The organism is Pasteurella multocida, from assembly GCF_900187275.1.
In the GTDB taxonomy this organism is placed as follows: domain Bacteria; phylum Pseudomonadota; class Gammaproteobacteria; order Enterobacterales; family Pasteurellaceae; genus Pasteurella; species Pasteurella multocida.
On sequence record NZ_LT906458.1, the window covers coordinates 1,661,530 to 1,685,331 of the forward strand.

At 39.4% G+C, this 23,802-nt stretch carries 20 protein-coding genes and 1 pseudogene; 8 read left to right on the forward strand and 13 right to left on the reverse strand.

Going from position 1 to position 23,802, the window contains the following annotated elements; all coding sequences use genetic code 11:
• Nucleotides 1–114 precede the first annotated feature (114 nt).
• From CKV69_RS07620 to ltnD, 6 genes are read right to left on the reverse strand one after another with little or no spacing between them, the layout of a single operon-like run.
• Nucleotides 115–1,914, reverse strand: a complete 1,800-nt coding sequence (locus CKV69_RS07620) for an alpha/beta hydrolase (RefSeq protein WP_014326475.1) — start codon at nt 1,912–1,914, stop codon at nt 115–117.
• 1 nt (nt 1,915) lies between these two features.
• Nucleotides 1,916–2,590 carry a cyclase family protein gene (locus CKV69_RS07625; protein WP_005723974.1) on the reverse strand — a complete coding sequence of 225 codons (675 nt, stop codon included), beginning with the start codon at nt 2,588–2,590 and terminating at the stop codon, nt 1,916–1,918.
• Between the two features lie 15 nt (nt 2,591–2,605).
• Nucleotides 2,606–3,388, reverse strand: a complete 783-nt coding sequence (otnI, locus tag CKV69_RS07630) for a 2-oxo-tetronate isomerase (protein ID WP_014326476.1) — start codon at nt 3,386–3,388, stop codon at nt 2,606–2,608.
• Nucleotide 3,389: 1 nt separating this feature from the next.
• Nucleotides 3,390–4,022 carry a 3-oxo-tetronate 4-phosphate decarboxylase gene (gene otnC / locus CKV69_RS07635; RefSeq protein ID WP_005751985.1) on the reverse strand — a complete coding sequence of 211 codons (633 nt, stop codon included), beginning with the start codon at nt 4,020–4,022 and terminating at the stop codon, nt 3,390–3,392.
• Nucleotides 4,019–5,260 (reverse strand): 3-oxo-tetronate kinase, encoded by a 1,242-nt coding sequence (gene otnK / locus CKV69_RS07640; protein WP_016504417.1) that lies wholly within the window; start codon nt 5,258–5,260, stop codon nt 4,019–4,021. Before otnK ends, otnC begins: the two co-directional genes overlap by 4 nt.
• A 2-nt stretch (nt 5,261–5,262) precedes the next feature.
• On the reverse strand, nt 5,263–6,168 hold the full coding sequence (ltnD, locus tag CKV69_RS07645) for an L-threonate dehydrogenase (RefSeq protein ID WP_014326478.1): 906 nt from the start codon (nt 6,166–6,168) through the stop codon (nt 5,263–5,265).
• 214 nt (nt 6,169–6,382) lie between these two features.
• Here ltnD and CKV69_RS07650 point away from each other — a divergent pair, with 214 nt between their 5' ends.
• Entirely contained in the window at nt 6,383–7,144 is a 762-nt protein-coding gene (locus CKV69_RS07650) for a DeoR/GlpR family DNA-binding transcription regulator (RefSeq protein ID WP_005717875.1), read from the forward strand.
• A 57-nt stretch (nt 7,145–7,201) separates the two neighbouring features.
• On the opposite strand, the gene CKV69_RS07655 is transcribed toward CKV69_RS07650, so the two are convergent.
• Nucleotides 7,202–8,662 (reverse strand): aminoacyl-histidine dipeptidase, encoded by a 1,461-nt coding sequence (locus tag CKV69_RS07655; protein ID WP_005757556.1) that lies wholly within the window; start codon nt 8,660–8,662, stop codon nt 7,202–7,204.
• Between the two features lie 158 nt (nt 8,663–8,820).
• On the opposite strand from CKV69_RS07655, the gene gpt reads away from it, so the two are divergent.
• A complete protein-coding gene (gene gpt, locus CKV69_RS07660; RefSeq protein ID WP_014326479.1) occupies nt 8,821–9,282 on the forward strand; it encodes a xanthine phosphoribosyltransferase in 462 nt (153 codons plus the stop codon).
• Between the two features lie 74 nt (nt 9,283–9,356).
• Here the strand turns inward: gpt and uxuA are convergent, their stop codons facing one another.
• The 3 genes and pseudogenes from uxuA to CKV69_RS10835 all read right to left on the reverse strand — a co-directional run bounded on the left by uxuA (nt 9,357) and on the right by CKV69_RS10835 (nt 12,797).
• Nucleotides 9,357–10,541 (reverse strand): mannonate dehydratase, encoded by a 1,185-nt coding sequence (gene uxuA, locus CKV69_RS07665; RefSeq protein ID WP_005754896.1) that lies wholly within the window; start codon nt 10,539–10,541, stop codon nt 9,357–9,359.
• Nucleotides 10,542–10,998: 457 nt separating this feature from the next.
• Nucleotides 10,999–11,745 (reverse strand): FCD domain-containing protein, encoded by a 747-nt coding sequence (locus CKV69_RS07670; RefSeq protein WP_005752716.1) that lies wholly within the window; start codon nt 11,743–11,745, stop codon nt 10,999–11,001.
• Between the two features lie 82 nt (nt 11,746–11,827).
• A pseudogene (locus CKV69_RS10835) lies at nt 11,828–12,797 on the reverse strand (TRAP transporter substrate-binding protein).
• Nucleotides 12,798–13,026: 229 nt separating this feature from the next.
• Between CKV69_RS10835 and CKV69_RS07680 the strand changes: the two are divergent.
• Genes CKV69_RS07680 through CKV69_RS07705 form a run of 6 tightly spaced genes read left to right on the forward strand, consistent with a single transcriptional unit; the run spans nt 13,027 to nt 18,772 of the window.
• Nucleotides 13,027–13,515: a TRAP transporter small permease gene (locus CKV69_RS07680; RefSeq protein WP_014326482.1), complete on the forward strand. Its 489-nt coding sequence runs from the start codon at nt 13,027–13,029 to the stop codon at nt 13,513–13,515.
• A 14-nt stretch (nt 13,516–13,529) separates the two neighbouring features.
• Nucleotides 13,530–14,840, forward strand: a complete 1,311-nt coding sequence (locus CKV69_RS07685) for a TRAP transporter large permease (RefSeq protein ID WP_014668377.1) — start codon at nt 13,530–13,532, stop codon at nt 14,838–14,840.
• A 49-nt stretch (nt 14,841–14,889) separates the two neighbouring features.
• Nucleotides 14,890–15,735, forward strand: a complete 846-nt coding sequence (locus CKV69_RS07690; protein ID WP_014326484.1) for an SDR family oxidoreductase — start codon at nt 14,890–14,892, stop codon at nt 15,733–15,735.
• Between the two features lie 25 nt (nt 15,736–15,760).
• Entirely contained in the window at nt 15,761–17,164 is a 1,404-nt protein-coding gene (uxaC, locus tag CKV69_RS07695; protein ID WP_014326485.1) for a glucuronate isomerase, read from the forward strand.
• Nucleotides 17,165–17,173: 9 nt separating this feature from the next.
• Nucleotides 17,174–18,115 carry a sugar kinase gene (locus tag CKV69_RS07700; protein WP_014326486.1) on the forward strand — a complete coding sequence of 314 codons (942 nt, stop codon included), beginning with the start codon at nt 17,174–17,176 and terminating at the stop codon, nt 18,113–18,115.
• Nucleotides 18,116–18,133: 18 nt separating this feature from the next.
• Nucleotides 18,134–18,772 (forward strand): bifunctional 4-hydroxy-2-oxoglutarate aldolase/2-dehydro-3-deoxy-phosphogluconate aldolase, encoded by a 639-nt coding sequence (locus CKV69_RS07705; RefSeq protein WP_005754908.1) that lies wholly within the window; start codon nt 18,134–18,136, stop codon nt 18,770–18,772.
• A 61-nt stretch (nt 18,773–18,833) separates the two neighbouring features.
• On the opposite strand, the gene proS is transcribed toward CKV69_RS07705, so the two are convergent.
• The 3 genes from proS to xylA form a co-directional block, all read right to left on the reverse strand.
• The gene (gene proS, locus CKV69_RS07710; RefSeq protein ID WP_005757558.1) at nt 18,834–20,549 is read right to left on the reverse strand and encodes a proline--tRNA ligase; all 1,716 of its coding nucleotides are present in this window, start codon (nt 20,547–20,549) and stop codon (nt 18,834–18,836) included.
• A gap of 241 nt (nt 20,550–20,790) precedes the next feature.
• On the reverse strand, nt 20,791–22,260 hold the full coding sequence (gene xylB / locus CKV69_RS07715; protein ID WP_014326487.1) for a xylulokinase: 1,470 nt from the start codon (nt 22,258–22,260) through the stop codon (nt 20,791–20,793).
• A 62-nt stretch (nt 22,261–22,322) separates the two neighbouring features.
• Nucleotides 22,323–23,645, reverse strand: coding sequence for a xylose isomerase (gene xylA / locus CKV69_RS07720; RefSeq protein ID WP_014326488.1), 1,323 nt, complete (start codon nt 23,643–23,645; stop codon nt 22,323–22,325).
• Nucleotides 23,646–23,802: the final 157 nt, after the last annotated feature.

The following is a 23,802-nucleotide window of genomic DNA, read 5'->3' on the forward strand; positions in this document are numbered from 1 at the left end:
CACTTTTGTTCACATTTCATGCAGTTTAAGGGTTATTATGTAAGAAATGCCCTACCCACTGACAACAGGGCATTTTTCGAATGAATAACAACACGACTGTGACGAAATAAAGGTTTAGGCTAAGAATCGCCCAATGACTTGACCTCCGACTAACACCCAAGTCATTAACAGAGAGGTGAAAAATACCCCTAAATAAATATAGCCTGTTTTTAAATAGCACCAGTGATTGATCACGGTGAAGACAATAAACTGTGGAATAATAACGGCTAACATCATCATCCAACGTCCACCAAATTGTGGCAGTCCCACCACATCAAATCCCGGACCGATTTGCATAAAACCAGGAACAAAATGGAATAACCATAAAATAATTAAACCACCAGTAGCAAAAAGTGCGGTTTTGAAACTCCAGATCAACAATGTTGCTGTAAACGAACTCGCCACTTTTTGTTTCATTTGGACTGACACGATCAAACCGTTGAACACGAAGAAAAAGACCAAAATAGGTAACCAATACACGATAAATAAATTAAACCGCTCTACCGTTAATGGCTTCAATAATGGCCATAAGAAACGTAACTCAACATGGAAATATTGATAAATCAGACTGACAAGGAAATATAAACCGGCAAATAACAATAAGCTGAGTAATAAATAACGTCCAATCAGTTGCGCCGTTGTCAAGGAAGCAGATTGGCTCAACACACCAAACTCTGCCCAACAAAACTGTGCTTTTCTTTGCCACAAGCCAAATAAAAGACTACCGACAAGCCCACTCACAACGAGCCATAAAATAATGCCATTTCCCATTTCAAGTGGCATAAAACTCAATTTCGCGGCAATCGGTTCATTCGCACCGCCCCACTGGGTAAATAGCGGATAGAGCAGTAATGTCAGCACAATATTAATCAGCGTAAAGCCCCACCATTGTTTGCTCGAAATTGCTGTCTTTTCTGTGACGGCTTGATTCATCACGCCAAAATAGGTCGTTTTTAAAAGTCCGCTGGCAAAACATAATGTGGCAAGCAAAGCACAAGCTAAAGCAAATAACCCTGTAAGTTCTTTATACCAATAGGTTTGTTGGTCAGGATCAATCCAATCCGCACCTTTTTCGCCATGTTGCAATGCTTGATTAAACCAAAGAATGGCTTCTTTATTACTCTGGGAAGCAATCATCACCCCAAGATGGGTACCATCGACCATTGCCGCACGACGTGCAGAACCGGTGTTAAAGTCACCATAGGTATGATCCCACTGCAAAGTTTCATTTTCGCCTAACCCAAATGCTTTCAGGCGGTTAGGATGATGAATCAAACTTTTTACAGGGAAGGTTCTTTCACGATAGCCACCGATTTCTTCGTACAATCCTTGTGTCAATAAGTAGTTATTCAATGTCATCTCACCACCATTGCTACTTAATCCATTGACAGCTTTGTGATCTGGATTGAGTTTTGCCACGCGAATTGCATTTAACGCGCCAGTAGAGTGACCAAAGAGACCTAACCGTGTGTTATCTACAAACGGCAACGTTTTTAAATATTGATAACCATTATTCGCTCCACTCATATTTTTATTTGAAGCGGGTAACTTAGTAGAATAGCCATGTCCAAAATGATCGATCGCTAGCACCACAAAACCGCGCTTAGCCAGCTCCAACGCACCAAATGTACTGGTTGCTTCTTTATCACTTTGATAGCCATGCAATGCCAAAAGTCCTGGCTTCGGTGTGTCTGCCGTAGCAGAAACTGGACGATATAGCTTCGCGGCCATCGGTTGCATTTCTTCTGTCATAAAGCTCACATGGCTCACCTCAATTCGACCAAAATCGCGATCTATTGCCGAAGCAAGATAGGCACCTAAAAACGTGAACAAAAGAAACACACTTCCCCAAAAATAAGGTTTACTTGAATGCATCTTATCTCTCCTCTGCAAGCACAGTCACTTGTGCGCTATCAATTCCTTTGACTAATAAAGGCATCGCTAATACCCGCATTAACGTTTCACTGTTCACTTGAGATAATTTCATATCTTCAATAATGCAAATAAAGGCTGGCTTATACATCCCAAGCATCACTTGATGTGCTTCCACACCATGTTCGGGATTTGCCGGCGATGCCAAGGAAATAAAATCAAAACCAATCGCTTTTAAATGACTCGCATGATCAATCAAATATTTCGCTGCTTGGATACTGACAGCGCCGCCATTTGCAGCATATTGTTGCGGGTCGGTTTGGCGTAACTGCTCTAACCCCGTACGAATGAAAAGAGAGTCCGCTTGTTGCATTTGTGTCAAATAAGGCGCCAGATCTTCAGGTTCAATTAATGTACCGGGTGCTTTGGGAATATCAACTAACAACGGTTTTTCATAAATAAATGTACTCAATGGCAGTTCTGAAATAGATAAGCCATTTGGATTGAAATGTTTTGGCGCATCAAAATGTGTACCAAAATGATTAAATAAATGAATAATGGCACTGTTATAAACATCCCCTTCGGCAATGCTCGTGCTACTTTCGAAAGTCAGTGTCGGCTCCCCGGGAAACCCGGGATCCTTGATATCTAACGGATAAGACAGTAATTGATAATTCATCTTAGCGCTCCTGACTTACGCGTCTTTATAAGGCGCAAACCAATCTAATCCGACGACAGTTTCGATTTTTGGCTTATATTCACAGCCAATAAAGCCGCGATAGCCCATTTGATCTAACTTATCAAATAAATAAGTGTAGTTAATTTCTCCTTCATTCGGCTCATGACGATCTGGTACCGAGGCAATTTGAATATGTGCCACTTTGTCTTTCAACAAATCTGTCAGCTGTGACAACTTGCCATCGACATTTTGGGCATGAAAATAATCAAGCTGGATAAAGACATTATCCCGATCAACTAAATTCACAATGTCTAATGTATCAAATTGACTTTTTAGCAAATAATTTGGTTTCACCTGTGGACTTAAGGCTTCGAGTAGAATCTTAATACCATGCGGTTTGAATTTTTCTGCCGCGTAACGAAGATTCTGCACAAAGGTACGTTTATACAGCTCGCGATCCGCACCTTCTGGTACAACCGCTGCCATAATATGAACACTCGGGCAATCGAGTGCTAGCGCATATTCCAAGGCTAAATCAATATCACGATGACTGTCTTGTTCGCGTCCCGGAATCGCTGACACGCCCCACTCCCCTTGTTCAATATTTCCCGCAGCCGTATTAAATAACACTTGCTTCAGCCCATATTGCACCAATTTTTCTTTTAACACTGAGGCGGGATAGTCATAAGGCCATAAATATTCCACATATTTAAAGCCCGCTTTCGACGCCGCTTCAAAACGATCTAAAAAAGGCACTTCAGTAAACATCATGGTTAAATTTGCAGCAAATTTTGGCATACTATTTTCCCCTCTTTTCGAGATCTTTCACTTCGTCATCGGTCAGATAACGAACTTGTTGGCCTTTTAAGAGGAAATACAATTTTGCGGTTTCCTCTAATTCTTCGGTATTGTCCACGGCATCAACCAAATCGGTTCCCGTTACAACCACACCGTGATTGGCCAATAAAAACGCTTTGCTCAGTAATGCGCGCTCACTCAGTTCACGCGCAATATTCGTATCACCGGGGCGATAATAAGGAATCACCGGAAGCTTGCCGACACGCATCACATAGTAGGGTGTGAATGCTTTCATCGCATTATCTGGATTGAGCCCCTCTAAACACGAAAGGGCAGTGAGATAAGTTGAATGTAAATGAACAATGGCATGACATGCCGGATTTTTGTGATACATCGCCAAATGAAAGACAGACTCCTTAGAGGGCTTCTTACCCGATAACAAGTTGCCTTCCATATCCAATACAGAGAGACTGTCCGCCTCTAAACGCCCCAAAGAAGAGCCCGTTGGCGTGACTAAAATACGTTTCTCATCTAAACGTACAGACAAATTTCCTGCGCCCCCCACACTATAGCCTCGTTCAAATAATGAGCGCGCAAGATTCACCATTTCTTTTTTTTGTTCGAGTTCTGTCATATCAACATTCCTTGTGCGAAAGCAAAAAAGTCTTCTGTCCCGAAATTCCCTGATTTCAAAGCAAGATAAATATCTTCATCTAATGCTTTTAACCAAGGCACTCCGGGAGCAATTTGTTTACCGATTTGGAAGCCTGTAAAACCAAGTTGCTGAACCACAATGCTTGACGTTTCTCCACCCGCAGTAATGAAGTTCACTACCCCAGCGGCTTTCAGTTTTTGCGCGAGCTGTGCAAATGTGTTTTCGATCGCTTGGCTAGCTTTTTCCACACCAAATTCCGCTTGAATTTGTTTGAGCTTATCGGGTGATACCGTGGCATACACCATAGGCGCCAAATCGTGATCTAAATGAGCAATAACCCATTTTGCTAGCACATCGGCATACGCAGGATTTGATAGGCTTTGTTCAACATCCAAATAAAAGTGCGGTGCTTTTTCTGCATATTTCGCCACTTGTTTATTGGTCATCACAGAACAAGACCCTGACAGCACCACCGTTTTACCTTTTGGTGGCAATAACGCATTGTCGCCATGCTGACCACCACTAGCACGCGCCGCCATATAAGCAGCTAATCCCGATCCACCCGTCACCAATTTCAAGTCTGTAATGGCTTCTGCCAAAACAGCTAATTGATCATTATCGACAGAATCCACGACTGCATAACGGAAGCCTTGTTGTTGTAAAGTACGAAAACACGATTTCACATAGTCACTGCCTTTCAACAGATCCGCATAGCACACAAGTCCTGTTTTCCCGAGCGCTTGTTGATCCATCAAGCGCACTAAATTGGCATCTTTCATCGGCGTAATCGGGTGATTTTGCATACCGGATTCATTCAATAGCACCTCACCAACAAACAGATAACCATTAAAAATAGTGCGACCATTAACCGGTAAAGCTGGGCAAATAATCGTGAAATCCGCGTTTAACGCATCCAATAATGCATCCGTCACAGGACCAATATTGCCTTTTGCTGTACTATCAAAGGTGGAACAATATTTAAAATAGAACTGAGTACAGCCCTGTTGTTGTAACCAATGTAGTGCTTGTAAAGATTGAGCGATGGCTTCATCAACGGGATTAGAACGTGACTTTAAACTGATCACAATCGCATCCACAGGCGCTGTCAACGACTGCTTAGGCACCCCATTCATCTGTACGGTAGCAAGCCCATTTTCCACTAGAAAACTGGCAATATCACTCGCACCAGTAAAATCATCTGCAATGACACCTAACATAATCACGCTCCTTTTTTCTGTGGTAATTCAATGCCACTAAAAATCTTAATCACCGCACTATCATCTTCTTTGCCATACCCCGCATTGCTGGCTGACGTAAACATATTAAACGCCGTGCTTGCTAGCGGTAACGGGAACTTCAAAGATTTTGCAGTATCCGTGACAAGACCTAAATCTTTCACAAAAATATCTACCATAGACAGTGGGGTATAGTCGCCCTCTACAACGTGCTTCATACGATTTTCAAACATCCAAGAATTCCCTGCAGCATGAGTCACCACGTCATACATTAAATCGAGTGGAATACCAGCTCTAGCTGCTAATGCCATGGCTTCTGCACCCGCGGCAATATGTACCCCCGCGAGTAATTGGTGAATAATTTTCACGGTTGCCCCTAAGCCAATTTCTTCACCGATGTTATACACTTTACCCGCCACCGCATCTAAGACTGGTTGCAATTTCGTAAAAGCTTGTTGAGAACCAGATGCCATCACGGTCATCTCGCCTGCCGCCGCTTTTGCTGCCCCTCCAGAAACAGGCGCATCTAACATCACCAACCCTAGCTCTGTTAATTTTTGTGAAATCTGCTGCGCATCTTGTGCAGAAATGGTAGAAGAGACCATCACCGCAGTACCTGGTTTTAAATGACTTGCCAAGCCTTTCTCGCCAAATAGCACTGTATTCACTTGGCTAGCATTGACAACTAACAACAACACCGCATCTAATTCTTGTGCAAAATCCACCGCGCTTTGTGATACGCCTTTTGCTCCCTCGGCTTTAAGTTTCTCCAAGGCAAGCGGGTTCAGATCTGCACCGTAAGTTGTTAATCCTGCTCGAATACAAGATTGCGCGGCGCCCATTCCCATTGCACCTAAGCCAATCACGGCGACTGAAATATTTTGATTCATAAGTTCCTCCACTCAGATTTTAACGGGTGTTCGACTAACACTATATTGCCTCCTTTTATAAAATAAATCTGCGATCGAGATCTCAAAATTTAACAAATCAATGTTAAATTTTGTTAAATGCGTTTATTTTTAAGCCTTAAAATAGAAAACTTACACAGAATAAAAAAAATCAGCGTATAATTTGCCTTAATTTTGGTTAAATGGATGTAAAAGCATGTTAATCCCCGCAGAACGTCAAAAGAAAATCCTTAATTTAATTCATCAACAAGGTATTGTCCGCATTACGAATCTGGTCGAATTAATGGGTGTTTCCCACATGACCATTCGTCGCGATATTCAAAAATTGGAAGAAAAGGGCAAAGTCGTTTCTGTTTCGGGGGGAGTACAGCTATTAGAAAGGTTAATTTCCGAGCCTACTCGCGATGATAAATCGCTGTTATTTCATCAACAAAAATCAGCGATTGGTTTAGTCGCCGCAAATCTGATTCCTGCCAATGCAACGATCTATTTAGATGCAGGCACCACCACTTTAGAAATCGCCAAACAGATTACAGATCGTGATGACTTATTGGTAATCACCAATGATTTTGGCATTGTGGATTACTTAATTAGCAATGGACGTTGTGACTTAATTCATACTGGGGGGCGAGTGTGTAAAGAAAATCGTTCTTCTGTGGGGGAATTATCTGCCCAATTTTTGCGGAACATTTCTATTGATATCGCCTTTATTTCGACTTCCTCATGGAATTTACAAGGATTGACGACACCAGATGAAAATAAATTACCGGTTAAACGTGCCATTGTACAAGCTAGCAGACGGAATATCCTTGTCACAGACTCCTCAAAATACGGCAAAGTCGCGACGTTTTTACTCTATGCTCTGGATACATTAGATCAAATTATTTGCGATAAAGCTTTGCTCATCAACGCGCAAGAAAAGATTAAAGAAATGGATATTGAACTTTTGTTAGTGTAAGAAAAAATGCGGTGAATATGTCAACATATTCACTGCATTGTTATGCTCGTTTAATGCTTATTTTGCTGGAATCGCAGCTAACAACTTCGTCAGTAGCGCCCAATAGGTTTGTACCGCAGGAATATGCACTTTTTCATCTGGTGAGTGCGCATTACGGATCGTCGGTCCAATTGATACCATATCCATATCCGGATAAATCTTTTTCAGTAAACCGCATTCTAAGCCTGCATGGATCACTTTCACAACCGGAGCATAGCCCAAGACGTCGGCATAGACCTTTTCCGTTAATCCGACAATAGGCGCATCATTATGTGGCTCCCAACCAGGATAATAGCCACTCAGCGTCATTTCTGCGCCTGTTAACGCGGCCAATGATTTTAATAAACTGCCAATATAGCGATTACCACTATGAATGAGTGAACGAATCAAAATCGTCCCTTTAATTTCATTTTCTTCGGTACGTAATACACCAATACTTAACGAACTTTCCACAACATTCTCTAACGCATCACTATTACGGATCACGCCATTTGGCAGTACATTAAGTAAATGAATGACTTTTTGCGTCGTGTTTTGTGAAAACACTGTATCCGCATTCTCGACAGGTTTCAGCGTCAATGACAGATTAGGTTCAACTTTCACTAACTCATGTTTTAATATCCCCTCAAACTCACTGACTGCTTGTTGTAAAGTGGCTAAATCCTCATTAAAAGCAAGTGTTGCAAAGGCTTCACGAGGAATCGCATTACGCACCGACCCACCACGAATATCACTTAATGCAAATTGGAAGTCTGGCTTATCTTGGGTAAGTTTGGCTAAAAAACGGGCAAGTACTTTAATCGCATTTGCACGACCAGTATGAATATCACCACCTGAGTGTCCACCAGAAAGCCCTTTTAAAATAAGCTGATAACTTTGTTCAAAAGTATTCAGCTTACGCTCAATTTCCAACGTAATATTGGCATTTTCACCGCCCGCACACCCAATGTAGATTTCACCGTTTTCTTCCGTATCGGTGTTGATCATGATTTCACTTTGTAACCAATTTGGACGTAACCCAATCGCACCTTCCATGCCAGACTCTTCTGTCATAGTCAATAAGACTTCTAACGGAGGATGTACCAAATCATCACTATCTAACACCGCTAACGCAGACGCCATACCAATTCCATTATCAGCACCAAGTGTTGTCCCTTTTGCTTTTACCCACTCACCATCAATATAAGGTTGAATAGGATCTTTGGTAAAATCATGCACGGTACCTTCATTCGCTTGAGGCACCATGTCTAAGTGCGCTTGTAATGCCACCGGCACATGGTTTTCCATACCCGCACTGGCAGGTTTACGAATCAAAATATTGCCGACTTCATCACGCTCAGCATAAAACCCTTTGCCTTTTGCCCAATGCACAATGAATTGTGCAATTTGCTCTTCATGATAAGACGGATGTGGAATAGCGCAAATTTGGCTAAACCATTTCCATAATAATGTTGGTTGTAGTGTTTTGATTTCTGACATTGTGGTCTCCTCTTCAGAAATATGTACGCCTGTTCTGCTCATAAAAAATACGAAAAAAATCAGTAAAATTATAGCATAAAAGGCGATTTCGCGTTATCCTAACGCAATTTTTTAATTTATGGGTAAATTTTACCCCCTCTTTGTCAAAAGGTGTATTTATGAGCGAAAAATATGTAGTGACTTGGGACATGTTCCAAATGCACGCGCGTAAATTATCGGAGCGCTTACTTCCTGCTTCACAATGGAAAGGCATTATTGCTGTCAGCCGTGGTGGATTATTTCCTGCGGCAGTACTTGCACGTGAACTGGGCATTCGTCATATCGAAACCGTCTGTATCGCTAGCTATCACGATCATGTTGAACAAGGCGAATTAAAAGTATTACATCGTGCCGAAGGTGATGGCGAAGGTTTCATCGTAGTGGATGACTTAGTGGATACAGGCAATACAGCACGTGCTATCCGTGACATGTATCCAAAAGCTAAATTTGTGACGGTATTCGCAAAACCCGCCGGTGCGGCATTAGTTGACGATTATGTGATCGATATTCCACAAAATACTTGGATTGAACAGCCTTGGGATTTAGGTTTAACCTTCATACCACCATTAGCCAGAAAATAATCACAACGTTATTTTCGCTTTTCAAACATAAAAAATGCGAGTAATTAACTCGCATTTTTTGTTTTACGCGTTTATTATCTTTCAAAATAAACTTTTTTGAGAGCTAACTCCAATCCTCTAAATTCTGCTAAACCTTTTAGCCGACCAATTGCTGAATAACCTGGATTTGTTTTTTTATTCAAATCATCAAGCATTTGATGACCATGATCAGGACGCATTGGAATTAAACGACCATTTCCATTAGCTTTTCGTCTGTATTCTTCCGTTAAGAGAGCTTTGACAACATTAAACATATCCACATCGCCTTCTAAATGTGCCGCTTCGTGAAAACTCAGTGGATTTTCTTCACGACAAGTAGAACGTAAATGTGCAAAGTAAATACGATCAGAGAATTGTTCCGTCATTTTCACTAAGTCATTATCTGAACGAACTCCATAAGATCCCGTACACATTGTAAAACCATTCGCCGCTAATGGTTGAGTTTTGACAAACCACTGCATATCCTCAATTGTCGAAACAATACGTGGGAGACCTAAAATTGGACGAGGAGGATCATCAGGATGAATTGCCATTTTAATCCCCACTTCCTCTGCAACAGGAATAATCTCATTTAAGAAATACGCCAAATGCGTACGAAATTTCTCTGGCGTGATATTTTGATAACGATCTAGCTGCCCTTGAAATTCACTTAAAGTATAACCTTCTTCCGCGCCAGGCAAGCCCGCAATAATATTATTCGTCAATTGTTGAATATCCTGCTTACTCATTTTTTCAAAATAGGTTTTTGCTTGCGAGCACTCTTCAGCAGAATAACTTTGCTCTGCATTTGGGCGTTTTAAAATATATAATTCAAAGGCAGCAAAGGCGATATGGTCGAATCGTAAAGCTTTTGAACCATCTGGCATTTGGTATGCCAAATCTGTCCGAGTCCAATCTAATACAGGCATAAAATTATAACACACCGTATCAATACCACATTTGGCAAGATGACGTAGCGTCTGTTTATAATTTTCGATCCATTGTTGATATTGCCCTGTTTGTGTTTTAATTTCTTCATGAACAGGCACACTCTCCACGACTGACCAAACCAAACCAGCTTTTTCAATATCTGCTTTACGCTTCTCAATCTCTTCCACTGACCAAATTTGCCCATTTGGAATATGGTGAAGCGCAGTAACGATTCCTGTTGCACCTGCTTGACGAATGTCTGCTAATGAAACCGGATCTTGGGGGCCATACCAACGCCATGTTTGTTCCATAAAATTCTCCATTTAAGATTATTTGGCCTGTAAATAATGTTCACTCATCCATCGACATTGATACTTTTCTTTCGCTACCTTTTTAGGGAGAGTTTACTTTTATCAGTTTTTCTAACTATTTTATTGATTATGATTTATAAGATTTATTGATGATATATTCTGGGTACATTTCATATTAATACAATAATCCTTAAATTATTCTTAACAGAGTTATATATGATGTAATATGAAAATAGCTAATTACTTTCCAGAGGCTTATATATCCATTAAATGGAAATCTTAATAACTTAATTGGTACTGTGTCACTTAAACACATCCTATTTAAGTTCATCATAAATAAAACAATCAATATTAGTTATTGAAAAAGCAGTAACGATAAATTCATTATTTACTAGACCGTACTAGATTAACGTAGTAAATATTATTCTTTTGTAAAACGTTCTTTGATGATTTAAGTTCATATTCCAACAACAACAGGATTCCGATTAAATAAATAACCATCAAAATCAGGATCATCAAGATCAGATAATTCAAATAATTTCTGTTTTACATTTTCAAGATGCTGCCACATGGCTTTTTTAGCAAGCGCAGGATCTTTTCGTTGGATACTATTGAGAATTGCCTCATGATCTTTTAACCATAAGCGACGATAATGATGCACTTTAATATGCGAATGAAGCCCTTTCCACATTGGATTCGAACGATATTTCCATAGATCTTTTTGCATCTGAATTAAAACTTCATTCTGCGTTATTTCAGCAATCGCAGTATGAAATTCTTCATCTTCAGAATAATCATCATTACCACCTTGCTCTAACGTAACATATTCACGCTTTAAAATTTCTTTCAATCGTACAATATCATTACGGTTCGCTTGAATTGCTGCAAATTCGGCAATACTGCTTTCTAATAATTGTCGAGCTTGCAACAATTCAAATGGTCCTACATCTAAATAATCAAAACTATCATTACTGCTTGGTAAATTAATGATATAGACACCAGAACCCTTTCTAACAGAAATTAAGTTTTCTAGCTCCAACATAATTAATGCTTCTCTAACGACAGTACGGCTGACATCAAAACGTTCTGCAATATCACGTTCTGGAGGTAATCGCTCGCCAATTGTATAGATTCCTTTGCGGAGCTCATCTTTCAATAATTCACCAATTTTCTTATAAGATCGTAATGAATAGTTTTCACTCATAATTAAAAAGCCTCAAATATTCCAACAATAACAGTACCAATCTAAATATTGGTATAACAAATTATAATTTAATATAACATACCTACTGCAGTTTACGGATCTCTTCTACAATTTTATATGTGTCAGGATCTGTTTTTTGTAATTCTTCATACATTGGGATAACCGCAGCTTTGAATGTCGACTTATCTACTTCTACAAATGTTGAGCCTTGCTTAATCGCAGATTCTCTTTCTTTATTTTCAGAAGCAACCCAAAGCTCTTGCATTTTAGCAGTAGCCTCATCAGCAGCTTGTTTCAATGCTCGTTGTTCATTTTCACTCAAAGCATCCCATATTTTTGTTGAGATGACTAACACATCTGGCACCATTGTGTGTTCATCTAAACTAAAAAGATACTTCACTATGACGGCTCAATGTATAAGATGGAATATTATTTTCAGCAGCATCAACTACTCCTTGCTGAAGCGCAGTATAAAGTTCACCATAGGCTAATGGTGTTGGGTTTCCCCCCAAGAATTGCACCATATTTACGGCTGTCGGACTAGGCTGGACTCGTACTTTCAAACCTTTTAAATCCTCAGGTGTTTTAATTGGTTTTGATGTATAAAAACTTCTTGCGCCAGCATCTAAGTAAGCTAAACCAATAAAGCCATTTTCTTTTGAAGACTGTAAAATATTTTGTCCAATCGGACTTTCCATCACTTTATAATAATGTTCCTTACTATTAAATAAATAAGGCAAATTATATACGCCATATGGCTTACTAAACGCTTCTAGCTCAGCGGCATTCGATTTTGCTAATGCTAAAGCTCCTTTTTGTACAAGTTCCAAAGATTCACGTTGTGAACCAAGTTGAGCATCCGGGTAGACTCGGATTTTTAGTGCTCCATCTGTTAATGTTTCAGTACGCTTAGCCATGTATTGCAATACTTCATGAACTGGATGGGATCTATTTTGATTATGGCTTAATTTTAACGTAGTGCTCGCTAACGCATTAAAAGACAATCCTAGAACAACTGTCGTAATCACTGTATTTAATAAGAATCTTTTCATCTTCATCCCCTTTATCATTAAATTCACATCAGACCAAAAAATAATATTTGGCACACCAATATTTGTATTTTTTCGCATTTCAGTCAAAACAATTTATTAAAAAATGAGATAAAGATCACAAAAAAACACAAAATTGGAATTCCAATTATAAAAATGTGACAATGATCTCATTTAAAATGAGAAAATCATTATAGAATTCGTTTCATGTTATAGACTCAAGGGGTTTTTTATGGAAAGATTTTTAAAATTGGTGAACCAAATATTAATCTATTTCTTAGTATCGCTTTCCTCCGTTCTCGTAGCCTGTGTCATTTGGCAAGTTATCTCTCGCTATATTCTCAATGCAGCAAGTATTGTGACTGATGAACTAGCTCGTTTTCTCTTTATGTGGGTAGGTCTTATCGGGGCAGCTTATGCAACGGGGCTAAAAAGACACCTTGCGATTGACTTATTACTCATGAAAAGTAAAGGGAAAAATAAGACTATTCTTGAAATCTTCATTTCTTGTGTGATGCTCTTTTTTGCAGGATTTGTTCTCGTTTATGGTGGCGCTAATCTTGCATGGGATACGCATATATCTGGACAAATTTCGCCATCACTTGGTATAGACATGGGAATTATTTACCTTTGTTTACCTGTTTCTGGAGCAATTATGGTGTTCTATATTCTTATAGACCTCGTTTCAAAATTTGATAAAACGGGTCAACAACTTAATTAAGGAGCAATTTACTTATGGAATGGACAAGTATTCTCGCCCTTTTTGGTTCTTTCATTTTAATGTTAGCGCTTTCCGTACCAATTTCTTTTGCGATTGCGATTTCAACATTAATTACAATTATGATTAGTTTACCATTAGATAGTGCCCTAACTGTTGTCACTCAAAAAATGGCATCTGGTTTGGATAATTTTGCGTTGTTAGCAATTCCTTTTTTTATTTTAGCAGGCAATATCATGAATCGTGGTGGCATTGCCATCCGTTTAATTGCATTAGCAAAAGCATTAGGTGCTAGATTACCGGGATCATTATTCCACAGTAATGTACTTGCGAATATGTTATTTGGCTCAATTTCTGGCTCCGCTGTTGCTTCAGCTGCTGCAATGGGTGGGATTATGTCACCTTTACAAAAGAAAGAAGGTTATGATCCTGAAATTTCAGCCGCAGTCAATATTGCATCTTGCCCAACGGGATTACTTATCCCACCAAGTAACACATTAATTGTTTATTCTCTCGTTTCAGGTGGTACATCCATTTCAGCACTCTTTCTAGCTGGCTATTTACCAGGAATATTGATGGGATTAGGCATTATGCTTGTAGCTGGTTTTATTGCCAAAAAGAAAAAATATCCACTTGAACCAAGGCCAAGTTGCAAAGACGTCATGTTAAAAACTATTGATGCGCTACCTTCTTTATTACTTATTTTCATTGTCATTGGCGGTATTATCGCTGGAATATTTACTGCAACAGAGGCTTCTGCTATTGCTGTAATCTATACTTTAGTGCTTGCTGTTGGATTCTATAAAGAAGTAAAAATTAAAGAACTCCCTGCGATAATCTTGGAATCAAGTGTAACAACCGCAATTGTTCTATTACTCATAGGCGCTTCATCAGGTATGTCTTGGGCAATGGCAAATGCGGATATTCCTTATTTGATTCAAGATGCTTTACTCGCTGTTTCTGCTAATCCAATCGTTATTATGTTATTTATCACAGTACTCCTACTAATCGTAGGTACGTTTATGGATATGACGCCAGCGGTGTTGATTTTTACACCTATTTTCTTACCTATTGCTATGGAATTAGGTATCGATCCCGTCCATTTCGGGATCATCATGACATTTAACCTCTGTATTGGTATCTGTACACCACCTGTTGGTAGCGCTTTATTTATTGGCTGTTCAGTAGGGCATGTGAGCATTGATCGCGTATTAAAACCGATGCTGCCATTTTTCATTGCGCTCATTGTTACTTTATTAATGGTGACATTTATCCCTGATATCAGCTTATTGCTACCTAAATTATTCCTTAATTATTCACCAATGTAATTAAATCGTTTAGGTAAACATCGAATACTATTACTAATAAGGAAAAATTATGCAAATTCCATTTAATCATCAATTTAAAGACAAAGTTATCGTCATTACTGGCGCTGGCGGCGTATTATGTGGTTTCTTATCTAAGCAACTCGCCAAAACAGGCGCTAAAATCGCCTTATTAGATATTAACCTGGAAATGGCAAACTATTTTGCAGAAGAGATCAATCAATCGGGAGGTATTGCTAAAGGTTATCAAACTAATGTGTTAGAACTCAGTAGCATTCAAGCAACAAATGAGCACATTAAACAGGACTTTGGTTCCTGCGATATCCTCATTAATGGTGCTGGCGGTAATAATCCTAAAGCCACAACAGATAATGAATTTCATGAATTTGAATTACCTGAAAAAACCAAATCTTTTTTTGACTTAGACAAAAGTGGTGTCGAGTTTGTTTTCAACCTCAATTACCTTGGCACACTTCTTCCGACTCAAGTTTTTGTGAAGGAAATGATAGGAAAACAAGGCTGTTGCATTATCAATATTTCTAGCATGAATGCATTTACCCCACTCACTAAAATTCCTGCCTATTCAGGAGCGAAAGCCGCTATCAGTAATTTTACACAATGGCTTGCTGTACATTTCTCTCATGTTGGTATTCGTTGCAATGCGATCGCACCAGGTTTTTTAGTAAGCAATCAAAATCGTACTTTGTTATTTAATACTGATGGCAGTCCAACAGCACGAGCACATAAAATTTTAACCAACACGCCAATGGGGCGTTTTGGAGAAGCAGAAGAGTTAGTGGGAGGCATTTTATTCTTAATTGATGAACGCTATTCAAGCTTTGTGAACGGCGTTGTCTTGCCTATTGATGGTGGTTTCTCAGCTTATAGCGGTGTGTAATAAGTTATTTTAAGGAGGAAATAAGATGAAATCCTTTCTATGCGAAAACTTCTTACTTTCAACAAGAACTGCAGAAAAACTGTATCATGACTATGCAGAAAATATGCCTATTTTTGATTATCATTGCCATCTCAATCCCAAAGAAATTGCTGAAAATCGACAATTTAAAGATTTATCAGAAATTTGGTTAGAAGGCGATCACTATAAATGGCGTGCAATGCGAACTGCAGGCATTGAAGAACACTTCATTACAGGTTCAGCTACTCATTATGAAAAATATTTAGCTTGGGCAAAAACGGTCCCCCTTTGTATTGGTAACCCCATTTATCACTGGACACATTTAGAACTACGTCGTCCGTTTGGCATTCATAGTAAGCTCTTTAATCCTGAAAATGCGGTAACAATTTGGCATGAATGTAATGAAATGTTGCAACAACCCGCGTTTTCTGCACGAGGTATTATGCAGCAGATGAATGTCAAACTCGCAGGAACGACGGATGACCCCATTGATTCTTTACACTACCATAAAGTAATTGCAGAAGATAAAACATTTGATATTGATGTGGTACCAAGTTGGCGACCAGACAAAATTTTTAAAATCGAACTCCCAACATTTAATGATTATATACAACAACTTGCTGAAGTCGCTGATATTGAAATTACTAATTTTTCAACATTACAACAAGCTATTTTAAAAAGGCTTGATCATTTTGAACAACATGGTTGTAAATCTGCCGATCATGGTATTGAAATTGTCCGCTTTGCTGACATCCCAACAGAACAAGAACTAGACAAAATCCTACATCACCGTCGCCAACACCAACCATTGACAGAACTACAAATTTCGCAATTTAGTACCGCAATCTTAGTTTGGTTAGGACAAGAATATCATAAACGTCAGTGGGTGATGCAATTTCATATTGGTGCGATTCGTAATAATAACAGCAGAATGTTTAGACTATTAGGTGCTGATAGTGGTTTTGATTCTATTGGTGATCGTATGTTTGCAGAACCACTTTCAAAACTATTAGATGCAATGGATAAAACCAATCAATTACCTAAAACAATTTTATATTGTTTAAATCCTCGTGATAATGAAGTAATTGGTAGTATGATAGGTAATTTCCAAGGTGATGGCATTGCCGGCAAAATTCAATTTGGCTCAGGTTGGTGGTTTAACGATCAAAAAGATGGCATGGAGCGTCAATTAGAACAACTATCTCAACTGGGATTATTAAGTCAATTTGTTGGTATGTTGACGGATTCTCGTAGTTTTCTTTCTTATACTCGCCATGAATATTTCCGTCGTATCTTATGTGAAAAATTAGGATGTTGGGTTGAAAATGGAGAGGCGCCAAATGACCTAACATTGTTAGGTAATATGGTTCAAAATATTTGTTTCAATAATGCAAAACGCTATTTTAAATAAGGAACATCCATGAAAAAAATAGCAATTATTGGTGAATGTATGATTGAGCTAAATGGTGATGCATTTGGTCACATGTACCAAACCTATGGTGGAGATACACTAAATACAGCAACTTATTTAACGCGTATTACACCATCAACAGCACTTGAAGTACAGTATATCTCAGTAATGGGAACAGATAAACTTAGCCAACAAATGATTGAGCATTGGCAAACTGATGGTATCAATACCAATTGGGTACTGCGTGACCCGAAACGGCACGCAGGTCTCTATTTAATTCAACTAGATACACAAGGTGAGCGAACGTTTTTATATTGGCGTAATCAATCTGCTGCCCGTTATTTGTTACAACATATTGATATTAAAAAAGTATTTGAAGCACTAATAACTGTAGATATGATTTACTTAAGTGGCATTTCGTTAGCCATTTTACCTGATAATGACAGAATATCATTGCTTGCAGAATTAACTGTACTTGCAAAACAAGGCGTAAAAATTGCTTTTGATAGTAATTACCGTCCTGCACTTTGGGAATCACGAGAAAAAACACAAGAAATTTATACCGCACTTTTACCTATCGTTGATCTAGCATTAGTCACATTCGAGGACGAACACGCAATTTGGCAAGATAAAAATGCTATTGATACTATCCATCGTTTAAAACAAATGGGAGTCAAAGACGTCGTCGTCAAACAAGGAAAATCTGGGGCAATTTTCAGTGATCACCATGGCAATCAATGCGTAGTGCCTACACAAGAAGTCAAAAATATTGTTGATACAACTTCCGCTGGCGATGCGTTTAATGCAGGTTTCCTTAATGGCTATTTACAAGGTAAACCATTATATACTTGCTGTGAACAAGGTCATCAATTAGCAAGGCTCGTCATCCAGCACCGAGGTGCAATTATCGACAAATCTGTGACATCTCATCTAATAAACAAATTCAACTAATCATATTTAAGGATTTCTATGAAATATAAGACTGCTCAAATTATTGAAAAGTTAAGAACGATTAAAATTGTGCCAGTTATTGCAGTAGAAGAAGCAGAGGCAATTTTACCCTTAGTAGAGACTTTAGCAAAAAATGGCTTACCTGTTGCAGAGATCACTTTTCGCTCTGCAGCAGCAGAACAAGCGATCCGTTTAGTTCGTCAACATTACCCAGATATATTAATTGCGGCAGGTACGGTACTCACATCAGAACAAGTCATCCAAGCTAAAAATGCAGGTGCTGATTTTATTGTTACACCAGGTTTTAATCCTAACATTGTCAAACTTTGTCAAGCATTACAACTTCCTATTACGCCAGGTATAAACAATCCAATGTCGATTGAAGCAGCGCTTGAAATGGGCATTACAGCAGTAAAATTCTTTCCAGCCGAAGCTTCTGGTGGCGTAAGAATGATTAAAGCCTTACTGGGTCCTTATGCACAATTACAAATCATGCCAACAGGGGGAATTAGTTTACATAACATTCAAGAGTATTTAGCAATCCCAAATGTTGTCGCTTGTGGTGGTTCTTGGTTTGTAGAGAAAAAATTAATTCAAGAGAAAAATTGGGAAGAAATTGGACGTTTAGTTCGTGAAGTTTTAGACAAAATTAAGTAATGACCCTATCAAATAAAAATGCGAGTAATTAACTCGCATTTTTTGTTGTCTATTCTTCGACTTAGCTGGCGAATTTCGCCTTTAAGACGTCTAATAATTGATCTTTGGCAATCATTTCTTTTTCACCAGAACGACGATATTTATATTCAATTTCACCTTTCTCGAGATTTTTCTCACCAATCACGATCATATGTGGCACGCCGATCAATTCCATATCCGCAAACATCACACCGGGACGCTCTTTACGATCATCAAAAATCACTTCCACGCCTTGGGCAGTTAAAGTGCGGTATAATTCTTCCGCAAATTGTTGCACGCTTTCCGATTTATGCATATTCATCGGCACAATCGCCACTTTGAATGGGGCAATATTGTCTGGCCAAATAATGCCACGCTCATCATGATGCTGTTCAATCGCAGCCGCAATCACACGAGTGACACCAATCCCATAACAGCCCATAATCATGGTTTGCGGGCGACCATCTTCACCTTGTACAGTGGCGTTCATTGCCGCAGAATATTTGGTGCCTAATTGGAAAATATGCCCAACCTCGATACCACGTTTGATTTGTAGCACACCTTTACCATCTGGACTTGGATCGCCTTCCACTACATTACGCAAATCGGCAATGTGTGGCACAGGTAAATCACGTTCCCAGTTAATACCAAAATAATGTTTGCCATCTTGATTCGCACCGGCTGAGAAGTTATCCATATTGGCGACGGTGCGATCAATCACAATCGGCATTGGTAAATTGATTGGACCTAGCGACCCCGTCCCTGCACCAACTACTGCACGGATTTCTTCGTCTGTGGCGAATTGTAATGGGCTTGCCACAATATCGACTTTTTCCGCTTTAATTTCATTCAGTTCGTGATCACCACGTACTAACAAGGCCACTAACTTGTGACCACTTTCTTCCGTCGCGTGGACGACTAAGGTTTTGACGGTTTTTTCAATCGGTTGATTAAATTGTTCTACCAATTCCGCAATGGTTTTTGCATTAGGCGTATCCACGACACGTAATTCTTCTGTTGCCGCACCACGTTCACCTAATGCCACCGCTTCGGCAAGTTCAATGTTTGCGGCAAAATCTGACTCGGTGGAAAACACCACATCATCTTCACCACTTTGTGCTAACACTTGGAATTCATGAGATGCACTCCCACCAATTGAACCTGTATCCGCTTGCACTGCGCGAAAATCTAACCCTAAGCGGTTAAAAATATTCGAATAGGTTTCATACATCACATCATAAGTATTTTGCAAACACTCATGAGTAGTATGGAAAGAGTATGCATCTTTCATCACAAACTCACGCGAACGCATTACGCCGAAACGCGGACGAACTTCATCACGGAATTTGGTTTGAATATGATATAAATTCAATGGTAACTGCTTATAAGAACTCAATTCACGGCGCACTAAATCGGTAATCACTTCTTCATTGGTTGGTCCAATCACAAAATCACGCTCGCCACGATCTTTAAAACGCAATAACTCCGGACCATACTCTTCCCAACGACCAGACTCTTGCCATAATTCTGCTGGTTGCGTGACCGCCATTTTCACTTCTAACGCACCGCTTTTATCCATTTCTTCACGGATAATCTTTTCTACTTTATTTAAGACACGCAACCCGGTCGGCAACCAAGTATAGAGCCCCGATGCTAACGGACGAATCATGCCCGCACGTAACATTAATTGATGGCTAACAATACTCGCCTCAGCAGGCGTTTCTTTTAAGGTTGAGAATAAATATTGACTTGTACGCATTGAGATACCTGTAAATGAAAAACGGTTTATAAATCGAAAAAATTGTGGGTTAGTTTATCACTGTGTGGGGTTTGCACAAAGAGTTATACGCAAATTTGCACATAAAAATGTAGAATGAAATCGCCTGTGAATACCACTTTTTCCCCTTGGATAACTCTGTTTTCAACAGATAAAAAAGAGGCAATAAAAATAGGTTAAATGAAAGGTATCACTTAACCTATTACTTGATTTTACGAGACAATTAATAATGTTGTTGTAAAAGTACTAAATAACGCTGATAAACTCGCTCATATTCCACCGCACTTTTTGGATTAGGTTGTACAAGAGATGTCGTATCAAGATGCACAAAGGCGTGACATAAATCAGCTAAAGCCCCTTCACCATTCACCCACATGGCTTGGATTGCGCCACCGAGTGCAGCGGCTTCGTCTTCTTTCAAACAAACCACTTCAGTATTCATGATATCCGCAATCATTTGACGCCATACCGCACTTTTAGCTCCCCCACCAATTAAACGGATTTGTGAAGTCGATAAGCCGGCTTGACGGAATAAATCTAAGCCGTAACGTAAAGTAAAACTGGCAGCTTCCATCATCGCTCGGCATAAATTCGGTTGAGTAAAATTGGCTGCATCCACCCCTAAAATACTCGCCTTAGCTTGTGGCAATGGCGGAACACGTTCACCATTAAAGAAAGGCAGAATGGTGATACCCTCTGCACCAATTGGGCTTTGTTGAATAAATTCGTTAAATTTAGCCACATCAATCTGTAATAAATCCATCAGATTTTTATTGGCAGAGGTCATGTTCATCACACAAACCAAGGGTAACCAACCGTCTGTACTTGAACAGAAATTGGCAATTTCCATCGGTAAATCCGTGAGTGGTTTATCGGTATAGGCATAGAGTGTGCCTGAGGTGCCTAAACTCATCGTTACAATACCTTGCTGAATATTGCCCGTCCCAATCGCCCCCATCATATTATCGCCACCACCCGTGGACACAATAACATTTTCTGATAAGCCTAATAGGGCGGCAATTTCAGCACGTACCTGACCAATCTTTTGTTGGGCAGAACGTAATGGCGGTAAAACTTGATGTGGGTCTAATTCTGGCGCCAGTAATTTAAACGCCTCGAGATGCCACTGACGTTGCACCACATCAAAATAACCTGTCCCTGAGGCATCACCATATTCCATACAAAAATGTCCCGTTAGCCAATAATTCAAATAATCATGTGGGAGCATGATTTTGGCTATACGACGATATTGTTCAGGATACTGCTTTCTAAACCATAAAATTTTTGAGGCGGTATAGCCTGTTTGGGGCATGATACCTAACTGTGAGAACGCTTTTTCTTGACCGCCCAACAATCGGATAAATTCCGCATTTTCAGCCGCAGTTTCGGTATCACACCAAAGTTTTGCATTGTATAACGGTTGATCATTGTCATCTAACAGCACCAAACCATGCTGTTGCCCCGAGACTCCAATCCCTTTAATCAAGTGCGGTTCGATTTGGGCGAGTTTTATCGCTTGTTGATATGCGCTGACTAAGGCGTCCGTCCACCATTGAGGCTGTTGTTCACGGCGACCTTCACTATTTTCAATGATCGTATGCGGCGCATAGCCCACACCAATCACCTGTCTCTGCTGGCTATCTACCACGATGACTTTAGTACCTTGTGTACCACAATCAATGCCGATATACATATTCTTTCCCCCTAAAAAGTGCGGTATAAAATATAACAAAAATTATACCGCACTTTTATGATCTATTTACTGAAAATATAGTGATTAACGAGGTTTTCCAAATACTCTTGTTGACCTGAAATAGGTTGTGGATCGAATCCCTGCACTTCTACTCGCTGAGCCAGCTCAGCTAACGAAGTTTGACCTAGTAAGATTTGTTGACCAAGTGATGATGTCCAACCAGCATAACGTTGATTGACGACTTTTTGTAAAGCTTGCTCTTCAAGCATTTTCGCCGCACATTTTAGTGATAAGGCAAGTACATCAATCGCGCCAATATGTCCATGAAATAAATCGTAAGGATCCGTACTCTGCCGACGGATTTTAGCATCAAAATTAAAACCACCGGTTGTAAAGCCCCCTGCTTTGAGAATTTCATATATGACCAAAGTATTTTCTTCTACGCTATTAGGGAATTGATCGGTATCCCAACCTAATTGTGGATCACCACGATTTGCATCAATAGAACCAAAAATATCTAACGCTGTAGCCATGGCGACTTCATGCTGGAAAGTGTGTCCAGCTAATGTTGCGTGATTAGCTTCAATATTCACTTTAATTTCTTTTTCTAAACCAAACTGCTTTAAAAAGCCATAAACGGTCGCCACATCATAGTCATATTGATGTTTCGTTGGCTCTTGTGGCTTTGGTTCAATCAGCAAAGTCCCGTTAAAACCGATTTTATATTTATGCTCAACCACCATTTGCATGAAACGTCCAATTTGCTCTCGCTCCTGTTTTAAATTGGTATTTAATAACGTTTCATATCCTTCACGTCCTCCCCACAAAACATAATTTTCACCACCTAAACGCTGAGTTGCCCCCATGGCAGTAAATACTTGTGCAGCAGCCCAAGCAAAAATTTCTGGATTCGGATTTGTTGCAGCACCAGACATATAACGAGGGTGTGTAAAACAATTTGCAGTCCCCCACAACAATTTGACGCCTGTTTCTTCTTGTTTCTGCGCTAAAACATCGATCATTGTATTAAAGTTCGACAAATATTCTTTAAATGAATGACCTTCTGGCGCAACATCAACATCATGAAAACAATAATAAGGTATGCCTAATTTACTGAAAAATTCAAAAGCGATATCTGCTTTTTGTTTTGCACCTGCTAATGAATCACTCGCCTTCTGCCAACAACGATCGAAAGAACCGACACCGAACATATCATTCCCTGTCCAACAGAAAGTGTGCCAATAACAGACGGCTAAACGTAAGTGTTCAGCCATCGTCTTACCTAAAATAACTTGATTAGCATCATAATGCTTATATGCAAACGGATTAGATGAAGTTACACCTTCATAATTTACTTTTTCAATTTTGTCGAAGTAAGTGGACATAAATGATTTCTCCTGAACAAATAAGTTTCAGAGACATAATTTAGTAAAACAATGGGAGGATCAATTACGTTATTTCACTTAACAATTAAGATTATTGGTTATTGTGGCTTATATCACAAAAAAGAAAAAACGTAATAGAAATACCAGATTTAACAAT

What these genes read in the sequence shown, in the direction of transcription:
- otnK (WP_016504417.1), bottom strand. Translation starts at nt 5,260, where the DNA reads ATGTTAGGTGTCATTGCAGATGATTTTACTGGTGCGAGTGATATTGCC.
- proS (WP_005757558.1), bottom strand. Translation starts at nt 20,549, where the DNA reads ATGCGTACAAGTCAATATTTATTCTCAACCTTAAAAGAAACGCCTGCT.
- CKV69_RS07655 (WP_005757556.1), bottom strand. Translation starts at nt 8,662, where the DNA reads ATGTCAGAAATCAAAACACTACAACCAACATTATTATGGAAATGGTTT.
- uxuA (WP_005754896.1), bottom strand. Translation starts at nt 10,541, where the DNA reads ATGGAACAAACATGGCGTTGGTATGGCCCCCAAGATCCGGTTTCATTA.
- CKV69_RS07650 (WP_005717875.1), top strand. Translation starts at nt 6,383, where the DNA reads ATGTTAATCCCCGCAGAACGTCAAAAGAAAATCCTTAATTTAATTCAT.
- CKV69_RS07680 (WP_014326482.1), top strand. Translation starts at nt 13,027, where the DNA reads ATGGAAAGATTTTTAAAATTGGTGAACCAAATATTAATCTATTTCTTA.
- CKV69_RS07685 (WP_014668377.1), top strand. Translation starts at nt 13,530, where the DNA reads ATGGAATGGACAAGTATTCTCGCCCTTTTTGGTTCTTTCATTTTAATG.
- xylB (WP_014326487.1), bottom strand. Translation starts at nt 22,260, where the DNA reads ATGTATATCGGCATTGATTGTGGTACACAAGGTACTAAAGTCATCGTG.
- otnI (WP_014326476.1), bottom strand. Translation starts at nt 3,388, where the DNA reads ATGCCAAAATTTGCTGCAAATTTAACCATGATGTTTACTGAAGTGCCT.
- uxaC (WP_014326485.1), top strand. Translation starts at nt 15,761, where the DNA reads ATGAAATCCTTTCTATGCGAAAACTTCTTACTTTCAACAAGAACTGCA.
- gpt (WP_014326479.1), top strand. Translation starts at nt 8,821, where the DNA reads ATGAGCGAAAAATATGTAGTGACTTGGGACATGTTCCAAATGCACGCG.
- CKV69_RS07705 (WP_005754908.1), top strand. Translation starts at nt 18,134, where the DNA reads ATGAAATATAAGACTGCTCAAATTATTGAAAAGTTAAGAACGATTAAA.
- CKV69_RS07620 (WP_014326475.1), bottom strand. Translation starts at nt 1,914, where the DNA reads ATGCATTCAAGTAAACCTTATTTTTGGGGAAGTGTGTTTCTTTTGTTC.
- CKV69_RS07700 (WP_014326486.1), top strand. Translation starts at nt 17,174, where the DNA reads ATGAAAAAAATAGCAATTATTGGTGAATGTATGATTGAGCTAAATGGT.
- ltnD (WP_014326478.1), bottom strand. Translation starts at nt 6,168, where the DNA reads ATGAATCAAAATATTTCAGTCGCCGTGATTGGCTTAGGTGCAATGGGA.
- otnC (WP_005751985.1), bottom strand. Translation starts at nt 4,022, where the DNA reads ATGACAGAACTCGAACAAAAAAAAGAAATGGTGAATCTTGCGCGCTCA.
- xylA (WP_014326488.1), bottom strand. Translation starts at nt 23,645, where the DNA reads ATGTCCACTTACTTCGACAAAATTGAAAAAGTAAATTATGAAGGTGTA.
- CKV69_RS07690 (WP_014326484.1), top strand. Translation starts at nt 14,890, where the DNA reads ATGCAAATTCCATTTAATCATCAATTTAAAGACAAAGTTATCGTCATT.
- CKV69_RS07670 (WP_005752716.1), bottom strand. Translation starts at nt 11,745, where the DNA reads ATGAGTGAAAACTATTCATTACGATCTTATAAGAAAATTGGTGAATTA.
- CKV69_RS07625 (WP_005723974.1), bottom strand. Translation starts at nt 2,590, where the DNA reads ATGAATTATCAATTACTGTCTTATCCGTTAGATATCAAGGATCCCGGG.